Annotated in this window: 11 protein-coding genes; 5 read left to right on the forward strand and 6 right to left on the reverse strand. The window is 45.4% G+C overall.

What is annotated here, in order from left to right; translation table 11 throughout:
- The first annotated feature begins 78 nt into the window (after positions 1-78).
- The 3 genes from AC570H_RS15680 to AC570H_RS15690 all read left to right on the forward strand — a co-directional run bounded on the left by AC570H_RS15680 (position 79) and on the right by AC570H_RS15690 (position 11,139).
- Positions 79-9,210: a DUF8696 domain-containing protein gene (locus tag AC570H_RS15680; RefSeq protein WP_497356482.1), complete on the forward strand. Its 9,132-nt coding sequence runs from the start codon at positions 79-81 to the stop codon at positions 9,208-9,210.
- A complete protein-coding gene (locus AC570H_RS15685; protein ID WP_497356484.1) occupies positions 9,207-10,238 on the forward strand; it encodes a PorP/SprF family type IX secretion system membrane protein in 1,032 nt (343 codons plus the stop codon). The genes AC570H_RS15680 and AC570H_RS15685 overlap by 4 nt, the downstream gene beginning before the upstream one ends.
- Positions 10,239-10,479: 241 nt before the next feature.
- Positions 10,480-11,139 carry an MgtC/SapB family protein gene (locus AC570H_RS15690; protein ID WP_497356486.1) on the forward strand — a complete coding sequence of 220 codons (660 nt, stop codon included), beginning with the start codon at positions 10,480-10,482 and terminating at the stop codon, positions 11,137-11,139.
- Here AC570H_RS15690 and AC570H_RS15695 read toward each other — a convergent pair.
- Positions 11,136-11,429, reverse strand: coding sequence for a hypothetical protein (locus AC570H_RS15695; protein WP_497356488.1), 294 nt, complete (start codon positions 11,427-11,429; stop codon positions 11,136-11,138). The two genes, AC570H_RS15690 and AC570H_RS15695, sit on opposite strands and share 4 nt — an antisense overlap.
- Positions 11,430-11,585: 156 nt before the next feature.
- Between AC570H_RS15695 and AC570H_RS15700 the strand changes: the two genes are divergently transcribed.
- Positions 11,586-11,993 (forward strand): helix-turn-helix domain-containing protein, encoded by a 408-nt coding sequence (locus AC570H_RS15700; RefSeq protein WP_497356490.1) that lies wholly within the window; start codon positions 11,586-11,588, stop codon positions 11,991-11,993.
- Positions 11,994-12,596: 603 nt separating this feature from the next.
- On the opposite strand, the gene AC570H_RS15705 is transcribed toward AC570H_RS15700, so the two are convergent.
- The gene (locus AC570H_RS15705; RefSeq protein WP_497356492.1) at positions 12,597-14,018 is read right to left on the reverse strand and encodes an alpha-L-fucosidase; all 1,422 of its coding nucleotides are present in this window, start codon (positions 14,016-14,018) and stop codon (positions 12,597-12,599) included.
- Between the two features lie 65 nt (positions 14,019-14,083).
- On the opposite strand from AC570H_RS15705, the gene AC570H_RS15710 reads away from it, so the two are divergent.
- Entirely contained in the window at positions 14,084-15,511 is a 1,428-nt protein-coding gene (locus AC570H_RS15710; protein ID WP_497356494.1) for an L-serine ammonia-lyase, read from the forward strand.
- A 221-nt stretch (positions 15,512-15,732) separates the two neighbouring features.
- Here AC570H_RS15710 and AC570H_RS15715 read toward each other — a convergent pair whose 3' ends face one another.
- From AC570H_RS15715 to AC570H_RS15730, 4 genes are all read right to left on the reverse strand, one after another.
- Entirely contained in the window at positions 15,733-17,079 is a 1,347-nt protein-coding gene (locus AC570H_RS15715) for a DUF58 domain-containing protein (RefSeq protein ID WP_497356496.1), read from the reverse strand.
- 107 nt (positions 17,080-17,186) lie between these two features.
- The gene (locus AC570H_RS15720; RefSeq protein WP_497359160.1) at positions 17,187-18,164 is read right to left on the reverse strand and encodes an AAA family ATPase; all 978 of its coding nucleotides are present in this window, start codon (positions 18,162-18,164) and stop codon (positions 17,187-17,189) included.
- 1 nt (position 18,165) lies between these two features.
- Positions 18,166-19,350 carry a DUF4350 domain-containing protein gene (locus tag AC570H_RS15725; RefSeq protein WP_497356498.1) on the reverse strand — a complete coding sequence of 395 codons (1,185 nt, stop codon included), beginning with the start codon at positions 19,348-19,350 and terminating at the stop codon, positions 18,166-18,168.
- Entirely contained in the window at positions 19,347-20,111 is a 765-nt protein-coding gene (locus AC570H_RS15730; RefSeq protein WP_497356500.1) for a DUF4129 domain-containing protein, read from the reverse strand. The genes AC570H_RS15725 and AC570H_RS15730 overlap by 4 nt, the downstream gene beginning before the upstream one ends.

The following is a 20,111-nucleotide window of genomic DNA, read 5'->3' on the forward strand; positions in this document are numbered from 1 at the left end:
CCACAGATTTTGGCAATAAATTACAGCAAGTAATCTGATTTTCTCATTATATTTACAATACCTATTGTTGTTTTTACCGTGGAGAGAATACGTTTACTGCTCATTGGCCTTTTGTGCTCAATGGCCAGCACTGCGTTTGCGCAGCTGACTATTGGTACAGTCGATGCTGGCCCCTATACTCCGGGCAGTACGCTAGCTGCTACGTTTACCATCGGCAATACTTCTTGCATTGCTATTGGCAATACCTTCCAGCTTTATTTATCTGACGATACAGGAAATTTTGGTTCAGAAACATTAATCGGAACTTACAATGGCTTTTATTCTACTTTCGTTAATGGTCTGATACCTGCAGGTATAACGCCTGGACTTGGGTATAAAGTACGTGTCAAGTCAACAAATCCTGCTTTAGTTAGTAACGAATCGGCGGCATTCGAAATCAGGGCGGGTACGGCGATAGAAGCAAAGCTCACTTCGCTACCAATTAACAGCACTACCCAAGAGGCTTTTGGTTCCTGTGCGGGGCGCGATAATTTTGGCTATGCATTTACCAACGAATCCACTGCAACAAGTACGGTTACCGCAACCGTAAAAAACGAACTTACAGGCAGTGCGCCCACCAACTTGACTTTTAGTACGCCTATCCAAATCTATAATGCCAGCCTAGCTCATTTCACCGTATTTACAAAAGCGGTAATGCCCGATGGAACCGTAGGTACAAAAGCTTATTTCTTGATCAACAACCAAACCGTAACCGCTTTCTCTACCAGTGGCAATAACGTGGTTTGCTTGCCCAATAGTCAGCTTGAATTTGGAGTAGATATTAGTACCGATGGGATTTTAAAGAACTTTCCGGGCGACACTTATGTAGTAAACTGGGGTGATCAGAGTACCAGTACCTATACGCTTTGCGATATCCGCCAGAATTCAGGGAAAATTAGGCATACCTATACCCGCTCCTCCTGCGGAAATGTCTTTAGCGGTTCGTCTGGAACCGAGTATAACGTATTCGCTGTAACCATCAGTGTCGAAAACCCTTACTGCGGTAGGGTTGGTTCAACCATTTCATCAACGGCGAAGGTAATTACCAAGCCAGTAAATACTTTTACTTCGCCACTTACGGCCTGTACCAATACCAATGTTACTTTTGTAAACACCTCCATTCAGGGAGAAGATCCCAATACCAATTCACCAGGCTGCCAGCCCAATACGGTTACCTACAATTGGTTTGTTGACGGGGTTTTGGTAGCAGCCAATAAACCGATCAGCTTTAATCTGGTTTGGCCATTTACCACCCATGGTACCCATACGGTGAGACTCGAATCAACCAGCTCTGGAACCTGCGATGCAGATCCTTATTCTACAACAATTTGTATCCAAGATCCGCCACAACCAGCTTTTAATTTATCGGCCAACCCTATTTGTCAAGGATCAACTGTTACGCTTACCAATACTTCGGTTATCGATAATATCTGTGGAAATAATACGACTTACGACTGGAGCATTTCACCAAATGCTGGTTTTACTTATACTGGCGGAACCAGTAGTACTAGCCCTAATCCACAAATCATTTTTAATGCTGTTGGAGTTTATACCATTACTTTAGCGGTTACCTCGGGAACCTGCACAGCCGTTACAACAAGTAAGCAGCTCGTCGTTAACACCACACCCACGGCAACTCTGGCTGCTGATGCCCAGCTTTGTGGCACAAATACGTACACCTTCGACGACACTCCGGGAAGCATTACCAGAACGACCTTCACAGGCACTATGCAAGAGCCGATAAGCACCTATACCTGGGCCGTTGTTGCCGATAATGGTGGTACCTGGTCTTTTGTAAACGGCACCAATGCCAATTCTAAATATCCTCAAATCAAGTTCGATAGTTTCGATACCTATACCATTACCGTCACCCACAAAAACAATTGCAACACTACCGGAGCAAGCGACAGTCAAAAACTGACTTTTAATACGGCACCAATAGTCAATGCCGGAACCGATCAAAGCATTTGTTACAAGGATGTGAGCTTTACTTTGGCCGGCTCGATTACCGGAACAACAACAACTCAGGTCTGGACTGGCGGTAACGGTATATTCACGCCCAACAGAAATACACTGAACGCCACTTATACACCTACTGTTGCCGAAAAAAATGCAGGAACAGTTACCTTGACATTAACAGGTACCACTACCCTGCCTGCGCCATGTAATTCGGTATCGGATCAGGTTATTTTGATTATTAAACCAAGGATTACCGTTAACAGCGTCATCAACAAAAGCATTTGTACCGGAGATGCAGTAGCTTATAGTCCAACAAGTGCAACAGTTGGCGCTACCTTTGCATGGACAGCTACGGGTTCGACTAACGCTGGAGGCTTTAGTGCGGGCAATGGAACTACCATTAACGATGTGCTCACCAATAGCGACCCAACTGCCAATGCTACGGTTACCTACACCATTACCCCTAGCTTCGATGGCTGTCCGGGCGATCCTTTTACCTTTACGGTTACCGTTACCCCACGCCCAATGTTAACGGCAACTCCAGCCAATACCATCATCTGTAGTGGCCAAGGCACCGCCATCACCTTAAGTTCGAACCTGGGTGGCGTAAAATATACCTGGACCAGTACCGCGCAACCAGGCATTACGGGCAACACCAACATGGCCACCCAAACTGCCGTTACTTCCATTAACAATACCCTTAGCAATAGCCTAACTACCGCAGCCACGGTCGATTATGTGATTACGCCTTACTCCGCGTCTGGCTGTGCCGGAACACCCGTAACCGTAACCATCACGGTTGCACCAACACCAAGTACGCCAATTGCAGGACCCGATGAAAGTATTTGCAGTGCTGCATCTTATATATTGCAGGGTAATCAGCCAGCTGTTGGAACAGGAAAATGGACCTTGGTTTCGCCTCAAACTGGTGTAACTTTTGTCGATGATACCCAATACAACACCACAGCAAATGGTTTGGTAGCTGGACAAGTTTATGTATTCAGGTGGACGATTAGCGGTGCGGCTACCTGTACGCCAAAAACTGATGATGTTTCCATTACCGTAAATCCTCCGTCTGTAGGTGGTACCACGGCAGGCAGCAAGTCTGTATGCTCTGACGGCAATACTGGGCAAATTACCCTCAGCGGACAAGTAGGTTCGATTGTAAGATGGGAAAGTTCAACCGATGGTGGCAATACCTGGCTTCCAATAAGCAATACAACTGCAACCCTCAACTATACCAATCTTACAGCCACTACCCAATATAGGGCTGTAGTGAAAAATGGTGCCTGTGCCCCAGACAATTCAAGCGTAAGTACCATTACCGTAAACCCTGCTGTAGTAACAGCTAATGCCGGTCCCGATCAGTTAACACTTTGCAATGTCACTAGCACTACCTTGGCAGGTAATTCGCCATTAACCAATACCGGAAAATGGACTGTAAGCTCAGGTCAAACAGGTGTGATTTTTGCCGACGACACCCAATTCAATTCTCAAGTAAGCGGATTGGTACCCGGACAAACCTATGTTTTCACTTGGACCATTTCGGGCTTAGCCCCATGTGCGCCAAGTTCAGACGATGTAACTGTAAAAATCTACCTTCCCTCTGATGGGGGAATCACTGCAGGCAGCGCCACGGTATGTTCTGACGGAAATACCGGACAGCTTACCCTTAGCGGACAAGTTGGTTCGGTATTAAGATGGGAAAAGTCAACCGATGGAGGCAACATTTGGATTACCATTAACAATACCAGCAATTTTTTAAACTATACCAACCTTACTGCCACTACACAATACAGAGCTGTAGTACAAAATGGATCTTGCGGTCCGGCTAATTCTACCATAGCAACCATAACCGTTAATCCTGCGGTAGTTGCCTCAAACGCAGGAGCCGATCAAGAACTTTGCAACCAAACCATAGCCACTTTAGCAGGAAATTCACCATTGACCAATACTGGAAAATGGACCCAAAAATCTGGTCCTGCAGGTGCCGTTTTTACGGATGACACCCAGTTCAACACGCAAGTAAGTGGCTTGGTTCCGGGCCAAACCTATGTGTTCACTTGGACCATTTCAGGATTGGCTCCTTGTTCTCCAAGCGCAAGCGATGTACAAATTAGAGTAAATGCACCTTCTGGTGGCGGTATTACTGCAGGTAGCGCTACGGTATGTTCAGGCAGTAACAATGGCACCATCACTTTGAGCGGACAAGTGGGCAACATTATCAGCTGGGAAAGTTCGACCGATGGCGGCAATACCTGGGCACCGATCAGCAATACTACCGCAAATATAACCTACAACAACCTCACTGCAACTACACAATACCGCGCAGTAGTGAAAAACGGGAACTGTGCCCCTGCTTACTCGGCGGCATCTACCATCACCGTAAACCCATTGTCGATTACATCAAACGCGGGTACTGACCAAGAACTTTGCGACCAAACTTCGGCCACTCTAGCTGGAAATTCGCCACAAGCCCAAACCGGATTATGGACCCAGACCGGCGGACCGGCAGGCGCAGTTTTCGCCGATGCAACTTTATACAATACTCAAGTAACTGGATTGATCCCAGGCAACACCTATACCTTTACCTGGACCATTTCGGGCTTGTCACCTTGCCCGCCGAGCGCATCAAGCGTACGGATTGTGATCAATGCCAAATCTGATGGTGGGATTTCTGCAGGTAGCGCTACCGTTTGTTCGGGCAGCGGCAGTGGCAACATCACCCTAAGTGGGCAGGTAGGTACTATCATCCGTTGGGAAAGTTCGATTGATGGAGGCAACACCTGGACATCGATCAGCAACACCACCACGAGCGTAGCCTACAACAACCTCACTGCAACTACGCAATACCGCGCAGTAGTGAAAAACGGCAATTGTGCGCCAGCCAACTCAACGGTATCAACCGTTACGGTTAATCCGGTCTCTATTATTGCAAATGCAGGCTCAAACCAAGAGCTGTGCGACCAGACTTCGGCCACTTTAGCTGGAAATTCGCCACAAACCCAAACCGGATTATGGACGCAAACCGGCGGACCGGCAGGTGCGGTTTTCGCAGATGCGACTTTATACAACACCCAAGTAACAGGATTGATCCCAGGCAATATCTATACTTTTACTTGGACGATTTCAGGCTTGGCCCCTTGTCCGCCGAGTTCATCAAGCGTAAATATCAAAATCAATGCGGCTTCTTATGGCGGAACAACTGCAGGCAGCACAGCTGTATGTTCGGGCAGTGGCAGCGGCAACATTACCCTAAGCGGGCAGGTTGGAGTAATCCAGGGATGGGAAATTTCAACAGATGGAGGCAATACTTGGGCACCGATCAGCAATGCCACCAACAATGTAGCCTATAGCAACCTCACCACCACGACCCAATACCGTGCAATAGTGAAAAACGGCAATTGCGCACCAGCATATTCTACCGTATCAACCATTACCGTTAATCCGGGTTCAATTGCTGCAGTTGCCGGTCCTAATCAAGAACTTTGCGACCAGACTTCGACCAGTTTGGCTGGAAATTCGCCACAAACACAAACTGGCATTTGGACCCAAACCGGCGGACCGGCAGGTGCAGTTTTTGCCGATGCAACTTTATACAACACACAAGTAACTGGATTGATCCCGGGCAACGCCTATACCTTTACCTGGACGATTTCGGGCTTGGCCCCTTGCCCTCCAAGCTCATCAAGCATGACCGTCATCATCAATGCGGCTTCTAATGGCGGAATTACTGCAGGCAGTACTGCAGTATGTTCTGGAAGTGGCAGCGGCAACATTACCCTAAGCGGACAGGTTGGAATGATCCAAGGCTGGGAACAATCAACAGATGGTGGCACTACTTGGACACCGATCAACAATACCACCACGAGCGTAGCCTACAGCAACCTGACCATTACCACACAATACCGCGCCATAGTAAAAAATGGCAACTGTGCATCGGCTTATTCTAGCGTAGCCACCATTACGGTTAATCCTGGTTCGATTACCGCTATTGCCGGTTCGCCACAAGAACTTTGCGACCTGACTTCGACCACTTTGGCTGGAAACTCGCCACAAACACAAACCGGATTATGGACCCAAACCGGCGGACCAGCAGGTGCAATTTTCGCCGATGCAACTTTGTACAACACCCAAGTAAGCGGATTGATCCCGGGCAATTCTTATACTTTTACTTGGACCATTTCTGGCTTGTCACCTTGCCCTCCAAGCTCATCAAGTGTTGTGATCAAGGTAAATGAAGCTTCAAACGGCGGCGCCATTGCTGGAAGCATGGCCGTATGCTCGGGTGGAAACAGCGGCACGCTTACCTTAAGCGGTCAGGTTGGAATAATTCAAGGTTGGGAACAATCAACGGACGGTGGCACCACTTGGACGCCAATCAGCAATACAACCAACAGCATTTCTTACAATAACCTCACCGTTACCACGCAATATCGCGCCACTGTTAAAAACGGCAATTGCGCAACAGCTTATTCAACTGTAGCTACCATTACCGTAAACCAGGCCGTTGTACAGGCTACTGCCGGTGCAGATCAAACTTTGTGTAATACGCCAACTATCACTTTGCAAGGTAATTCGCCATTAACCAATACCGGTTTGTGGACTTTGGTTTCAGGTCAAAGTGGCGTTACTTTTTCAGATCCAACCCAATACAATACACAGGTAAGTGGCTTAGTTGGCGGAGAAACCTATACCTTCCGTTGGACCATCTCTGGATTGGCTCCATGTCCAGCTACTAGCGATGAGGTAACCATTACCAACTTGGCTCCATTAACCAATATCAATATTACCACGCCATTCCTAATTGCCTGCAACGGCCAAGTAATTACCCTAACGGGAAATGTTCCTACAGGTGGCAATGGCACTTACACCTACCTTTGGGAAAGCAGCAATGATGGTGGCACCACCTGGGCAACCATTAATGGTCAAACCGGCCCAAGTTTAAATGTTACGGTTAACACTAGCCTTTCTTACCGCCGCACCGTAACCAGTGGCCAGTGTTCGGCTGTGAGCAATGTATTGCAAATTACTGCCTTGCCAGCCATCGCCAACAACAGCATTTCGGCCACCCAAAGTATATGCTTTGGCAGTACAGCTACACCAATAACCGGTTCGCAGCCAACTGGCGGAGATGGCACCAACTATACTTATGGCTGGGAGCAAAGCACTGACAATGGAGCCACTTGGACGGCAATTATCGGTGCCAACGGACAAGGTTACGCCCCTGGTGCCATTACCCAAACTACTTCTTATCGCCGATTGGTAAGCAGCGGGGCCTGTACCGGCTCCTTGCAAAGCGTAAGCAATGTGGTTAAGGTTACCGTTAATCCGAATGCCAAGGCCGAGTTTATCTTTACCCGCGACCTCGATTGTTTCCCTTTTATCATCAATGCCAGCAACATCAAAGCAACGGCTTATCCAGATCGCAACGCCACCTATACTTGGTATGCTGATAATGTGGTGATCGGCACGGGCGTCAACTTTCCAGGCTATACCATTGCTACCGAAAATACAGCCGTTGTGATCAAATTAGTTACTACGAGTAGCTTAGGCTGTAGCCAAGATGAAATGAGCCATACCTTCCGTACACGACCAAATATTTTGGCTACGTTTACCCCATCGGCTGTTAACGGTTGTGGTCCGCTCACTGTTGATTTCACCAATACTTCTACCACCCTAACTGGCGTAACTTTCGAGTGGCGCGTAAACAATGTGGTGGTAGGTACCTCAGCCGATCTTCGTCATGTATTTAATGCAGATCCTTTTGGCGAAGACAAAGACTATACCGTAATCCTTACCGTAATTGGCCCATGTGGCAGATCGGTTTCGGCACCACAAAAAATAACCGTTTATGCTACGCCTATTGCTACCGGAACGCCGGATAAAACACGTGGATGCTCTCCGCTTACGGTTAATTTCAGAAACACATCGCCAGGCTCTACCAATACCTTCACCTACGAAATCGACGGCGTTGTAGTAAATGGACCAAGTACCAGCAAGGCCGATTTCCCTTATACATTTACAACCGACGTAGTAAGAACATACAAAGTAAAAGTAACCGCAACTAATTCTTGTGGTACCGATTCGAGAGAATATGTCATCGTGGTTTCGCCAAATACCATCAGGCCAGGCCTAACCGTTGATGGAAACAAACAAAGAGGATGTGCACCATTTACCGTCGATTTTATCAACAGTACCGTTGGCGCCAGCCAGTATATTTATAATTTTGAACCAGACCAGTCAGCAGAAGTTTCTATCAATAACCGACCAGAAATTAAGCAACATACTTTTAACAAGCCGGGCACTTATGATGTGACCATGTTGGCTACCAACGATTGTTCAACCGCACCTTTACAAACCGTTACCATTATTGTCGATCCCCAGCCTGTTGCAGCATTCAGTTCTAACCTGACCATTGGTTGTAACGGTTTGGAAGTGAAGTTTACCAATACCAGCAAAGATGCCATCGGCTATGTTTGGGATTTTGGCGATGGTTCTCCAACCTCTACCGAAGTTGCGCCTACGCACGTGTACCAAGGCAATCCGAGAACTTTTACTGTTAAGTTAACTGCCATTAACAGTTTGGGCTGTCCAACTACCGAAGAAAAAATAGATTACATCCGTCTCGTTGGACCGCCTAAGGCCGATTTCGCTATTGCTCCGGCCGCGGTAATCAGCATACCTAATTACACTTTCAAATTTACCAACGAAAGCACCAATGGTGCCCAAACCTATAAATGGACCTTTGGCGATGGCGATGCTTCTACCGTAAGGGATCCGGCACATACCTACCTCGATACCGGCCGTTTCTTGGTTACCTTAAGAACCTACAACGATCAGGGCTGTATAGACAGCATTCAAAAATACGTACACATTGTGGGCGTGCCAGGCTATGTTTATCTGCCTAACTCGTTTATGCCGGGTGGCACCAGTGTTCCGCTACAAAAATTCATAGCCATTGGCGCAGGTATTAAATCGTGGAAAATGACGGTATTCAATAAATGGGGCCAGGTACTCTGGGAAACCACCAAACTCGACGATGGCAAACCGGTTGAAGGATGGGACGGCACCTACAATGGCGTAGCCCAGCCACAGGGAATTTACTTTTGGAAAATGGAAGTCCAGCTCATCAATGGCACTGAGTGGAAGGGCGTAACCTTGGATAAATCTGCGCCAAAACGAACGGGCGAAATATATTTAATACGATGATGATAAAAAGGAGGATTGCTGGATTTTTAGGATGCTTTTGCCTGATGGTTTCGAATATCAAGGCACAAGACCACCTTTTTTCTCAGTTTTTTAATGCACCCATTTACCTTAATCCTTCACTAACCGGGCAGTTCGACGGCGATTTGAGGCTCAATATGATCTACCGCAACCAATGGTCTTCCCTCAGCGGCGATCTGTCTTATATCAACGCTTCTGTTGATGTAAACGTGCCCAAGCTTTCGGGAGGGGTTGGCCTATCGTTTAACCGCAGCAGCGAAGGAACCGCTTATTTGGTGAAGAACAATGTGGCCCTCACCTATTCGTACAGTGTAGGCGGCGATGATTTTTTGGCATCTTTTGGCCTACAGGCAGGCTTTACCAACCGCAGTATCGACTGGAGCAAACTGGTTTTTTTAGACCAGATAGATCGCCGGTTGGGCTATATTCCCGGAAGCATTTCATCGGCCTCTTTTCCAGATATGTCGAATAAGTTTTTCTTTGATCCGGCAGCAGGGGCCAATTTCGTTTACCGTAACTTTATGTTGGGTGCCGGCCTTTACCACATCAACAAACCCGACGAGTCCTTCAGCTCTGCACAGGCACGTCTGCCTATGCGTTTGGCCATTAATGCCAGCTTTAAGATGCCCTTGAGCTACCGATACGATTATTTGGAAGATGAAGGCGCCTTCCTCATCCCATCAGTGATTTATTACAGGCAGGGCAATACCACCTCATTAAGTGCGGGCATGCAGTTCAAGTACCGGAGCTTCAATTCAGGTTTATGGTACCGGACCAATCAGGAGGGTGGATCGGATGCCATTGTGTTTTCGCTCATCTTTGATATCTTTTTGAAAAGGAACGACAGCGAAAAAATGCGGATCGGCGTGAGCCACGATGCTACCACCTCAAAGCTGAACTATACCAATACCAGCGGCACCACCGAAGCTAGTTTGGGCTATGAAAAATACTGGCCAAACAGTACCCGTACCAAAAAGTATAACGGATTGCGTTGTTCTAGTTTCTTTTAGTTTTAATCCTAAAATTTGCTACGCCGAACACCAATCCGGTATTTATCTTTAAAAAGTTTGTCGTCCAGAGCGAACATTGTCATCCAGAGCAAAGCGAAGGATCTACAAAGAACAACTTTTTAAATAGATTTCTCCTCACGTCGGAATGACAAAAGCACTGCAATAGACACAAAACTTTTCCCTTTGGCATGCGTTATTTCAATAATATTTTCGAAATTACGGAATATTCAATTTCAGCTTTATGTTCGAGGATTTGTTTAACAACCAACACTTCATTACCCAAAGTGAAGTCAACAAGTTTTTATTGGCCATTTTACTATGCGGACTCATTGGCGTAGAACGCGAATTCAGAAGCAAACAGGCTGGCCTCAAAACCATGATCATGATTGGTCTGGGAGCTACTTTATTTACCATTTTATCGATAAAAGTGGGCCCTACCAGCCAAGACCGTATTGCTTCTAATATTGTAACTGGTATCGGTTTCTTGGGCGCCGGCGTAATCTTTAAAGAAGACAACCAGGTAAAAGGCCTGACCACTGCCTGCGTAATATGGATTGTGGCCGCTATTGGCATGGCCGTTGGTGGCGGTTATTACGAGCAGGCCATTGGCGTTACTGCTGTGGTATTGGCGTCTTTGCTTGTTTTCCCTTTTGTAGAGAATTTTGTAGAAAGACGCTTTACCAGAAGGGTTTACCGCATCGTAAAAAAATACGAAAACGAAAGTTTAGAGAGCTATGAAGAATACATCAGAACCTCTAAACTTACATTGCACCGTGGCAAGCAGGAATTGGCCGATGGCATCATCAGTGGCACCTGGATAGCCGTTGGCAGCCCCAAAAACCATAAAAAGTTTGTTGATAGGATGCTAAGAGACACCAAAATAATTGCCTTCGATTTTTAGCCTGCCTTGCTGAGCTCCTCTTCATGGATCTGATCCAGAAAATGGGTAAGCCAATAAAAATCGCCCAAGAGTTCTTCAAAATCTACAGGTAGCGCTTCGATGTTATAGAATAGATAATCAATTAGCAATTTTCTGAGCCCTTTGTTAAGGCGATAGGCAGGCACGGTATCTAAAAAGGTTTGCAGACCCTTTAAAATAGGTTTTGCAATTTGGGGTTCTGAGGCGAAGGTGCTTTCTGCATCTGGCAAAAAGGGATCAGCCATTGGCGTAATTTCAATGAGATTTTTCATGTTTTCAAAAGGGTTAGATGTGTAGATGTGATTTAAATATTTTTCGAATGCCTATTTTTGCTAGTATATTGGCATTTTGCTTACATTTATAATTACATCCCAATTTACTCACTGTTCGTGAGTAAAGCAATACCCTGCCTAAGAAAAACTCACGAAATGGGAATAGAAAAAGATAATGAATTGATTATAAGCAGAATAAAATCTCATTATAATTTTAAATCAGACGCCGAACTTGCTAGATTTCTAGGAATCGCCTCCAATACCTTGGCCAACTGGCACAAAAGGAAAACTATAAACTTGGAGCTCGTACTCACGAAATGTGAAGAGCTGAATGCCGATTGGCTTTTGAAAGGCAAAGGGTTGCCCATTCGAAAATATCCTGAACAAGATGATAGCCTTTCTGTTATCAACGAGATTGCCGAAAAATATCTAACCGCACGCATTGGCGAAGGCGATCCTAAAAAGGACATCGAACTGCTGGTCAAAATTATCACCATCCAAGAGCAGACCATTAAAGCTCAAGAGCTCACAATCGAGGCTTTATCACTTAAGAAAAAACGCTAGCTTTTTTAACTACATTAGGTACATAGTTGAAATCCTCAACATTAAGCCTATTCCTCTTCGGAGGGGCAAGGGAAGGAAATGGACAGTTTCATTTTCACCACATAGACACATAGGGGACATCTTTTTTTTGGCTTAGCGCCTCATGATCAAGCTTATTTTATTTTTACCACCTAAGGCATTTAAGGGCATCTCAGTTTTATCTCAAAGAGACATAGTATGTTGTGGTTAATTCGCGAAGCGCTCGCAATGAATTTGTCCCCCTTTGGAGGGGGCAGGGGGAAGATCAGTGTCTATCATGACGATTTCTTATAATTAAATCTGTCATTCCGAGTGCAACGAGGAATCTAACTCAAGGCAGATCCTTCACTGCGTTCTGGATGATAAAATGCTTTAAAATTTTCTGCTAGCTTCATGCCTTTGTGGTTAGGCTTATTTTATTTTTACCACCTTAGGCGTTTAAGGGCATCTAAGTTTTATCGCAGCGCCATGGTTATTCCGCGAAGCGCTCGTAATGAATTTGTCCCCCTTTGGAGGGGGCAGGGGGAGGAAACGATATGCGAACCTACCTTAGCCTTTCTTAGGTATCTGAGGTGGTGAAAAACATTAATCCATCTTAAACACCAATGCATGTCTTAGCATTTTCGCGCTAGCCGGCAAAACCACTTCCAATACATCCCCTTTTTGTTTCCATTTTATAGTTTGCTTAACACTCAACAAACTGATCTTTTTGGGCGTTTTTGGTGGCGACTGAATAGTTATTGTTGCATCGGCTGTCTTTCCTTCATCTAATAAGTAAAGCGCATAAACACTTCCATTTTTACCTTGCGTAAAGCAAACCTGATTGGTTTTATAAGGTGCAACAGGTTTAGTGGCATAAATCGCTTCCTTGTTAATATCCATCCATTGTCCTATTTCGGTTAGGCGCTGCAACACTGGTTCCGGAAAAGTACCATCGGGCTTTGGCCCTACATCCAATAAGAAGTTACCGCCCTTTGCTACAATATCAATCAACAAATGGACAAGGGTATTCGTACTCTTGTATTTATCATTCGGCACATAGCCCCACGCATCGCCCATGGTCATGCAGGTTTCCCAAGGATAATCCAAAGGCTTTTCAGGTATTTTTTGCTCTGGGGTTTGGTAGTTTTCATACTCGCCATGCACCGTACGATCGACCATGATTAGTCCGGGTTGCTTGGCCCTCGCCATTTTTGCAATACCAGGCATGTTGATGTCTTGGTCCCAAGCCGGAATTGGCGCTCCCCAGGAAACAACTTCCTGATTGACAGTGGTTTTTGGCCTTACCCAGCCCCCATCTAACCATAAAATATCGATGTTGCCATAATCGCTCATCAGCTCCTCGATCTGGTTAAAGGTATATTGCTTAAACTGTTGCCAGCGTTGCGGGTGCAAACGGATATCGTAATTGTTGTTCCGATCGGCTGTGGCATAACGAGGCCACCAATAATACTCGCTGTGCCAGTCGGGCTTAGAAAAATAGGCCCCAATCATAAATCCTTCCTTTCTGAAAGCACCAAAAACTTCTTTGGCGATATTGGCTTTCGGGTTGTTAGCGAAAGGTACTTCGCTTGCCGTGACCTTATAATTTGATTGCTTGGTGTCGAACATCGCAAAACCATCGTGGTGCTTGGTGGTAAAAACCACATATTGCATGCCTGCTTTCTTGGCATAACTGGCCCAGATGGTCGGATCGAAATTGACTGGATTAAACTGCTTGTTCAGATCGAAATACCATCTTTTATAATCCTCGTAATTTTTGGTGCTGTCTCTGGGTATCCATGAAGCATCTTCAGAACAGATACTCCAAGACTCGACTATCCCAGGAATGGCATAAAGCCCCCAATGCATAAACAGTCCGAATTTTTTATCGCCCCATTGGCTCAGTTTGGCTCGTACATTGGCATCGCTAGGCGCTTGGTAATGTTGCGACTGGAAATGTTCTTGCTGCGCCCTGGTTAAGTTGTATGTGGACAGGAGCAGCAAGAAGAAGTAGATTTTTTTCATAGGTTAGGTTGAATTGATGAGCCAATTTACGTAAATATCAGTAAAAGTATATAGCTTTGTTATCCATGCAAAAAGAACAGATTTCGGTTTTCGACATATTCAAAATAGGTATTGGTCCCTCAAGTTCTCACACTTTGGGCCCTTGGCGCGCTGCACAGCAATTTACGGCTTCGTTAAAAAAACAGGCCGATTTAGCCGATGTAGAGCAGATCAAAATCCTATTGTATGGTTCTTTGGCTAAAACCGGCAAAGGACACGGCACCGATATCGCCGTTTTGTTGGGCTTGGCCGGTGGCGATCCTGTTACCTTTGATGTCAATGCCATCGACAGTACCATCGAAACCATTAAGCAAGAACAACGCTTAAATTTAGGCGGAGAAGTGGAAATTCCATTTTCCTACGCCGAAGACCTGATTTTCCTTTTTGCAGAAAGTTTGCCCTTTCACCCAAACGCAGTTACTTTTCAGGCTTTTTTAAATAATGGAAAGGCTTTTTCGGAAACCTATTATTCTATTGGTGGCGGTTTTGTAGTTAAAGAAGGCGAAAACGGTTCTGAAAAAGAACAGGTAGATCTACCCTTTCCAGTAGAGAAAGCCAGTGAACTCTTACATTGGTGCCTTTCAACAGGTTTGAAGGTAAGCGAAGTGGTCATGGAAAACGAAGCCGCTTGGCGACCAGAAGCCGAAACCCGCCGCGGTGTGATGCAACACTTCCAAGTAATTAGAGACTGCATTTACAGGGGTTGCCATACCAGTGGCTTTCTACCTGGCGGACTAGATGTAGCACGCAGGGCATCGAAAGTAAACAGCAAATTAACTGCTGGAGAAGTCTATACCGACTATGATAGCTGGGTACAAGTGATCAGAAAAGGTGGCAACGGCTTTAACTATACCTTAGATTGGGTAAGTTGCTTTGCCTTGGCCGTAAATGAGGAAAATGCCGCTTTTGGACGCGTAGTTACCGCCCCTACCAATGGTGCTGCTGGTGTTATTCCAGCCGTATTGCAATACTTTATCGCATTTTGCGATGGCTATACCGAAGATAAGATTATCCAGTTTATCTGTTGTGCTTCAGAAATAGGCAGCATCTTTAAAAAAGGCGCAACCATCTCTGCGGCCATGGGTGGCTGTCAGGCAGAAATCGGTGTATCTTCTGCAATGGCTGCGGCAGCCTTAACCGAATGTTTGGGCGGTTCGCAGCGCCAGGTTTTAATGGCTGCAGAAATTGCCATGGAACACCACTTGGGCCTTACCTGCGATCCGATTGGCGGATTGGTACAAATCCCTTGCATCGAACGCAATACCATGGGCGCTATTAAGGCGATTACCGCAAGTCAATTGGCCCTGCAAACCAATCCTGATAAGGCAAAGGTGAGTTTAGATGCCGTGGTAAATACCATGTGGGAAACGGCTTTAGATATGAACTCGAAATACAAAGAAACTTCTGACGGTGGTTTGGCTACCAATATTCCGCTGAGCTTGCCGGAGTGTTAAGTTAGTTGGCAGTTTTCAGTTGTTAGTTAGGCAATCCTAATAACAAATTTCTCCATAAATTATTTTGTCATGACGAGCAACGCGAAGCATCTATTCTCGAGATAGATTTCTCATTGCACAGCAAAGTTGAGGGTACGCGTCATTGCGAGAAACGTAGTGACGAAGCAATCTTATCTCGAGTGAGATGCTGCATCAGGGTCCAGCATGACAAGTCTATCAGATTAAATCTGTTGCTTGGCCTTAATCGCCAAATAACGATTCACCACATTAACGGTTAGGTTCTGCGGAGGGGTAAGCAGACTCAGAATACCATGCTTGGTCAGTTCTTTTACCATCAGTTTCTTTTCGTAGGCAAATTTCTCGGCAATGGTTTTAATGTAAATGCCCTGCACGTCTTTTGCAGGTTCTTCGCTTAGTGCCTTCAAGCTTGTATTCTCGAAAAACACGATCAACAGTAAATGGAACTTGGCAATCCGTTTTAAGAAAGGCAGCTGTCTTTCTAGTGCCGACATGCTTTCGAAATTGGTGAAGAATACCACCAAACTTCTTTGCTTTAACGTAGCACGCATGCTGATGTACAAGGCTTCCATATCCGTTTCGAGGTACCTGGTTTTCTCTTTGTACAGCACTTCCATAATCCTATTCAACTGTATCGGCCTGCGATCGGCGGGCACAATGCTTTTGGTTTTTTCGGCAATGGTAATCAGTCCCGCTTTATCTTCTTTTACCAATGCCACACTGCTTAAAATCAAGCTGGCGTTAATCGCATAATCGAGCAAGGTTAAGCCATCAAAAGGCATGCGCATGGCCCTTGATTTATCGATTACGCAATACACGTGCTGTGCTTTTTCGTCAGTGTAGGAGTTGACCATCAGATCGCCTTTGCGGGCTGTGGCTTTCCAGTTTACGGTACGGTAATCGTCGCCGGATACATAATTTTTAACCTGGTCGAACTCCATGCTATGGCCCAAACGCCTGATCTTTTTGATCCCGATATCGGTTAGGCGATTAGAAACAGCCATGAGTTCGTACTGTCTCAGCTTTAAGAAAGAAGGATAAACAGGTACCGTTTTATTAGCGCCTACATTAAATCTCCGGCTCAATAAAGCCAATGGCGATTGAACATACAATCGGGTTAGGCCAAAATCGTACTCACCCCTTTTGGTTGGACGCAATAAATAACTAATGATTTTTTGTTCCCGTGATGCCAAATGGGTTTTGAACCATATGTCGCGCTTTTGGAACTGAAAAGGAATTTCATCAATTATGCCTAAGCTTACCGGAAACGAATAAAAATTTTCCAGGTAGATCTTCAGCTCGTTGTCATCGCCGTTACTGAGGCGCTCTGGTACTTCCCTATGCAGAAACACGCCCTTCTTGGTTCTATAGAGCAAGAAAAAATCTAACAGCACCAACAAGAGCAACACGCCAAAAAACAGGTAAGGCAAATCGCCCAGCACAGGAATGAAAAAAGAAAATAAAAACAGGGCTACGCAGCTGCCCAATGCGATGAACAGGCGCTTACCTAAAAAAAGGTCTGTATAATATTTTCTAAAGAATTGTTTCATTTCTTTTCTTGTTCGTCATTGCGGGGCTACCAAAATCGTCATGCCGGACACGATCCGGCATCTATCTCGAGCGAGATCCTGGGTCGGGCCCAGGATGATGCGTCGAATTACCTTGGCACTTCTATTTTCTTAATAATCTGGGCAATGATATCAGCTGCAGTTAGGCCTTCCATTTCTTTTTCTGGACTTAGCATTACACGGTGTGCCAGTACTGGTGTAGCCACTCGAACAATATCATCAGGTGTTACAAAATCGCGACCAGCCATGGCAGCAAAGGCTTTTGCGCCGTTTACCATCGCTAACGATGCCCTTGGCGATGCACCTAAGTACAAAGATTTATTGTTGCGTGTTTCGTGTGTGATCTGCGCCACGTAAGCCAAAAGCTTCGGCTCTACCACCAACGATTTAATGGTGGCACGCAAAGCCTTGATCTGCGCTACCGATAAAACCGCATGGATCTCCTGCAACTGTTCTTCGGGTTTATGCTGATGCTGATTGGTCAAAATGGCTATTTCTTCCTCAAGCGATGGATATTTTACCTCGATCTTGAAAAGGAAACGGTCTAACTGAGCCTCTGGCAAACGGTACGTACCCTCTTGCTCAATCGGGTTTTGTGTAGCCAATACCATAAAAGGCTCCTCTAGTTTGTAGGTATGTCCATCAACCGTAATCTGGCGTTCTTCCATAGCTTCGAACAAGGCCGATTGCGTTTTGGCAGGCGCACGGTTAATCTCGTCAACCAGTACAATATTGCCAAAAATAGGACCTTGCCTAAACTGGAACTCAGCCGTTTTAGGACTAAATACAGCTGTTCCCAACACATCTGAGGGCATCAGATCGGGTGTAAACTGGATCCTAGAAAAAGATGCCGAAATACATTTGGCCATCAGCTTTGCACTTAGGGTTTTGGCTACGCCGGGTACGCCTTCCAGCAGCAAATGTCCATCGGCCAACAAACCTGCAATCAGCAGATCTATGGTATCTTTTTGGCCTACAATGATATTGCCCAATGTGCTTCTGATCTGCGCTACCGCATCGCTCAATTGGCTCAAATCCGTTCTTTGCTCAAACATTTCCTCTTCCATATTATTGGTCTTGTTTATAAAATTGTTCAATAAGTTTATTTAATCTGATCAGGTCTAGGTCGCTTACCGAATAGCCCCCACTCAGGTATTGCAGCTCTACAAAAAGTGCTTCGATGGTTTCAGTATTCGCGCCTGTCCGGCTGATCAGCGTTTCTTTAAATTCTGGGTTCAGGTCTACCGTGCGCAAGCGGTATTTGTTGCGCAGGTATTCTAGCCAATAGTTTATTTTTTTATCGGCTATATCCCTGTTGTTGCGTTGCTGATAGTAAACACGTCCAACGGTTTCGACAAACTCTACCGATGTGTTTTTTGGCCTCGAAATAATTGGAATAATGCGCTGCCTCCTCTTGATTTCGAACAAAATAAAAGCGACAAGGCTAAACAGGGCGATGTAATAGGCCCAACGCAACTGGTCATATTTGAAAAGCACACGCAGCTGCGATCGGTTGTCGCTATCGGGCCTGGTAAAATACTCATCCCATATTAAGCGCCTGTTTTTGGGCAGGTACGATAAGGCTGTACCGGCATAAGCCGCACCATCTTCCCGCAACAGATTAAAATTTGAAAACAGCTCTGGATTAGGCAAGATGTACAATGAGCCATTGCCAAACGAATAACGGATAAAGTTGGCGGGCCCTTCTTGCCTCGTACTGAGCACGGTTGCCCTTGTAGTATCTAGCTTGGCAAAATACTGCTCGCAAATGCCTTTATCAAAGTAGAAATCTATATCGCGCTTTAAGCTTGGATTTACAAAATTGACCGCATATTTTTTGCCGTTCTTAAAATAAACATTGCTCGAAAACGACGTCTTTAAAGTATCGAGCAAGACGCCTTTGATCCGCGAGGCCGCAATAAAAACATGGTTGCCTTTTTGCATGTACTTGACCATTTGCGCATAGTCTAGCTTGTCGACGTTAATTTCTGGCGCAACAATCAAATAGTTTGAGCTACCCGAAATCGTATCTTCCGTTAAGGTATTATAAATCGCTTTCCTTTGTACGCTTACCTGTGCATTTGGAAAAAGATCGTTCAGTCTTTGGTACAGGATATAGGTTCCGTAAGGGATTTTATCTTCTTTTAAGTAAGTTGGTCGCCAGTCGATAGGCTTTGGCTTGAAATACTGCATAACCATATAGGCGATCAGCAACAAAGCTCCAATTATCAAATATCTTCTCAATCCGTTCATTTGCGCTGCTGGTTAAATTGCTGAAAGGATTGTGAAATAGGCTCGAAACTGCTCTTATCGATAAAGAACTCTCCATACCAAACATATTCGAAACGATAGGTCAATTGGGCAAATTCTTTTCGTTGCTCTTCATTGCGCAACTCCTGTACATAGGCCTGGTTAGTTTTATCGGGCTGCCAATTAATGATTTCGCGATCGCTTAGCTGTTTCAGTGTTCTGAGGTAAAGCAAACGAACCGCCAATCGATAGTTTCCATCTAAAATAGCTTTGTCTAATTGTTCGTCAAAATCAATCTCATGGATATTTTCCAGGCTTTCTTCGTAAGGAACTTCTATTGTCTTCGATTTTCTGGTCAGCATTTTTAGGTCTAGACCCAGCAATTTGATGATCGCAAAGGCCAAACCTACAACCAAACCTACAATAATGAGGTATTTTAAGGTAATCAGCAACACCCTGAGCAACCCAGCACTGCCCTTGCCGGCATCACTCTGAAAAATTTGCTTGATGATGTCCCATACCCATCTCCAAAACCTGTCCCACCAATTTAATTGCTGAGGGGCTACATCATATTTAAATTCCTTTTGTTTGCTGTAGGCCTCGATAGCCTGTTCATCTAACTTGCGTATCTCGACTTTGCTGCTGTCTAGCTTGAGCTGCTTTTTTACAACGATTGGCTTAACGGCAACAGGTTTTTGCAAAGGCTGGCCCTGGACAGCAAAAGATGCCCCAAGCAACAACACAAAAACCAACTTAGTACGCAT

The organism is Pedobacter sp. B4419 (genome assembly GCF_059693725.1).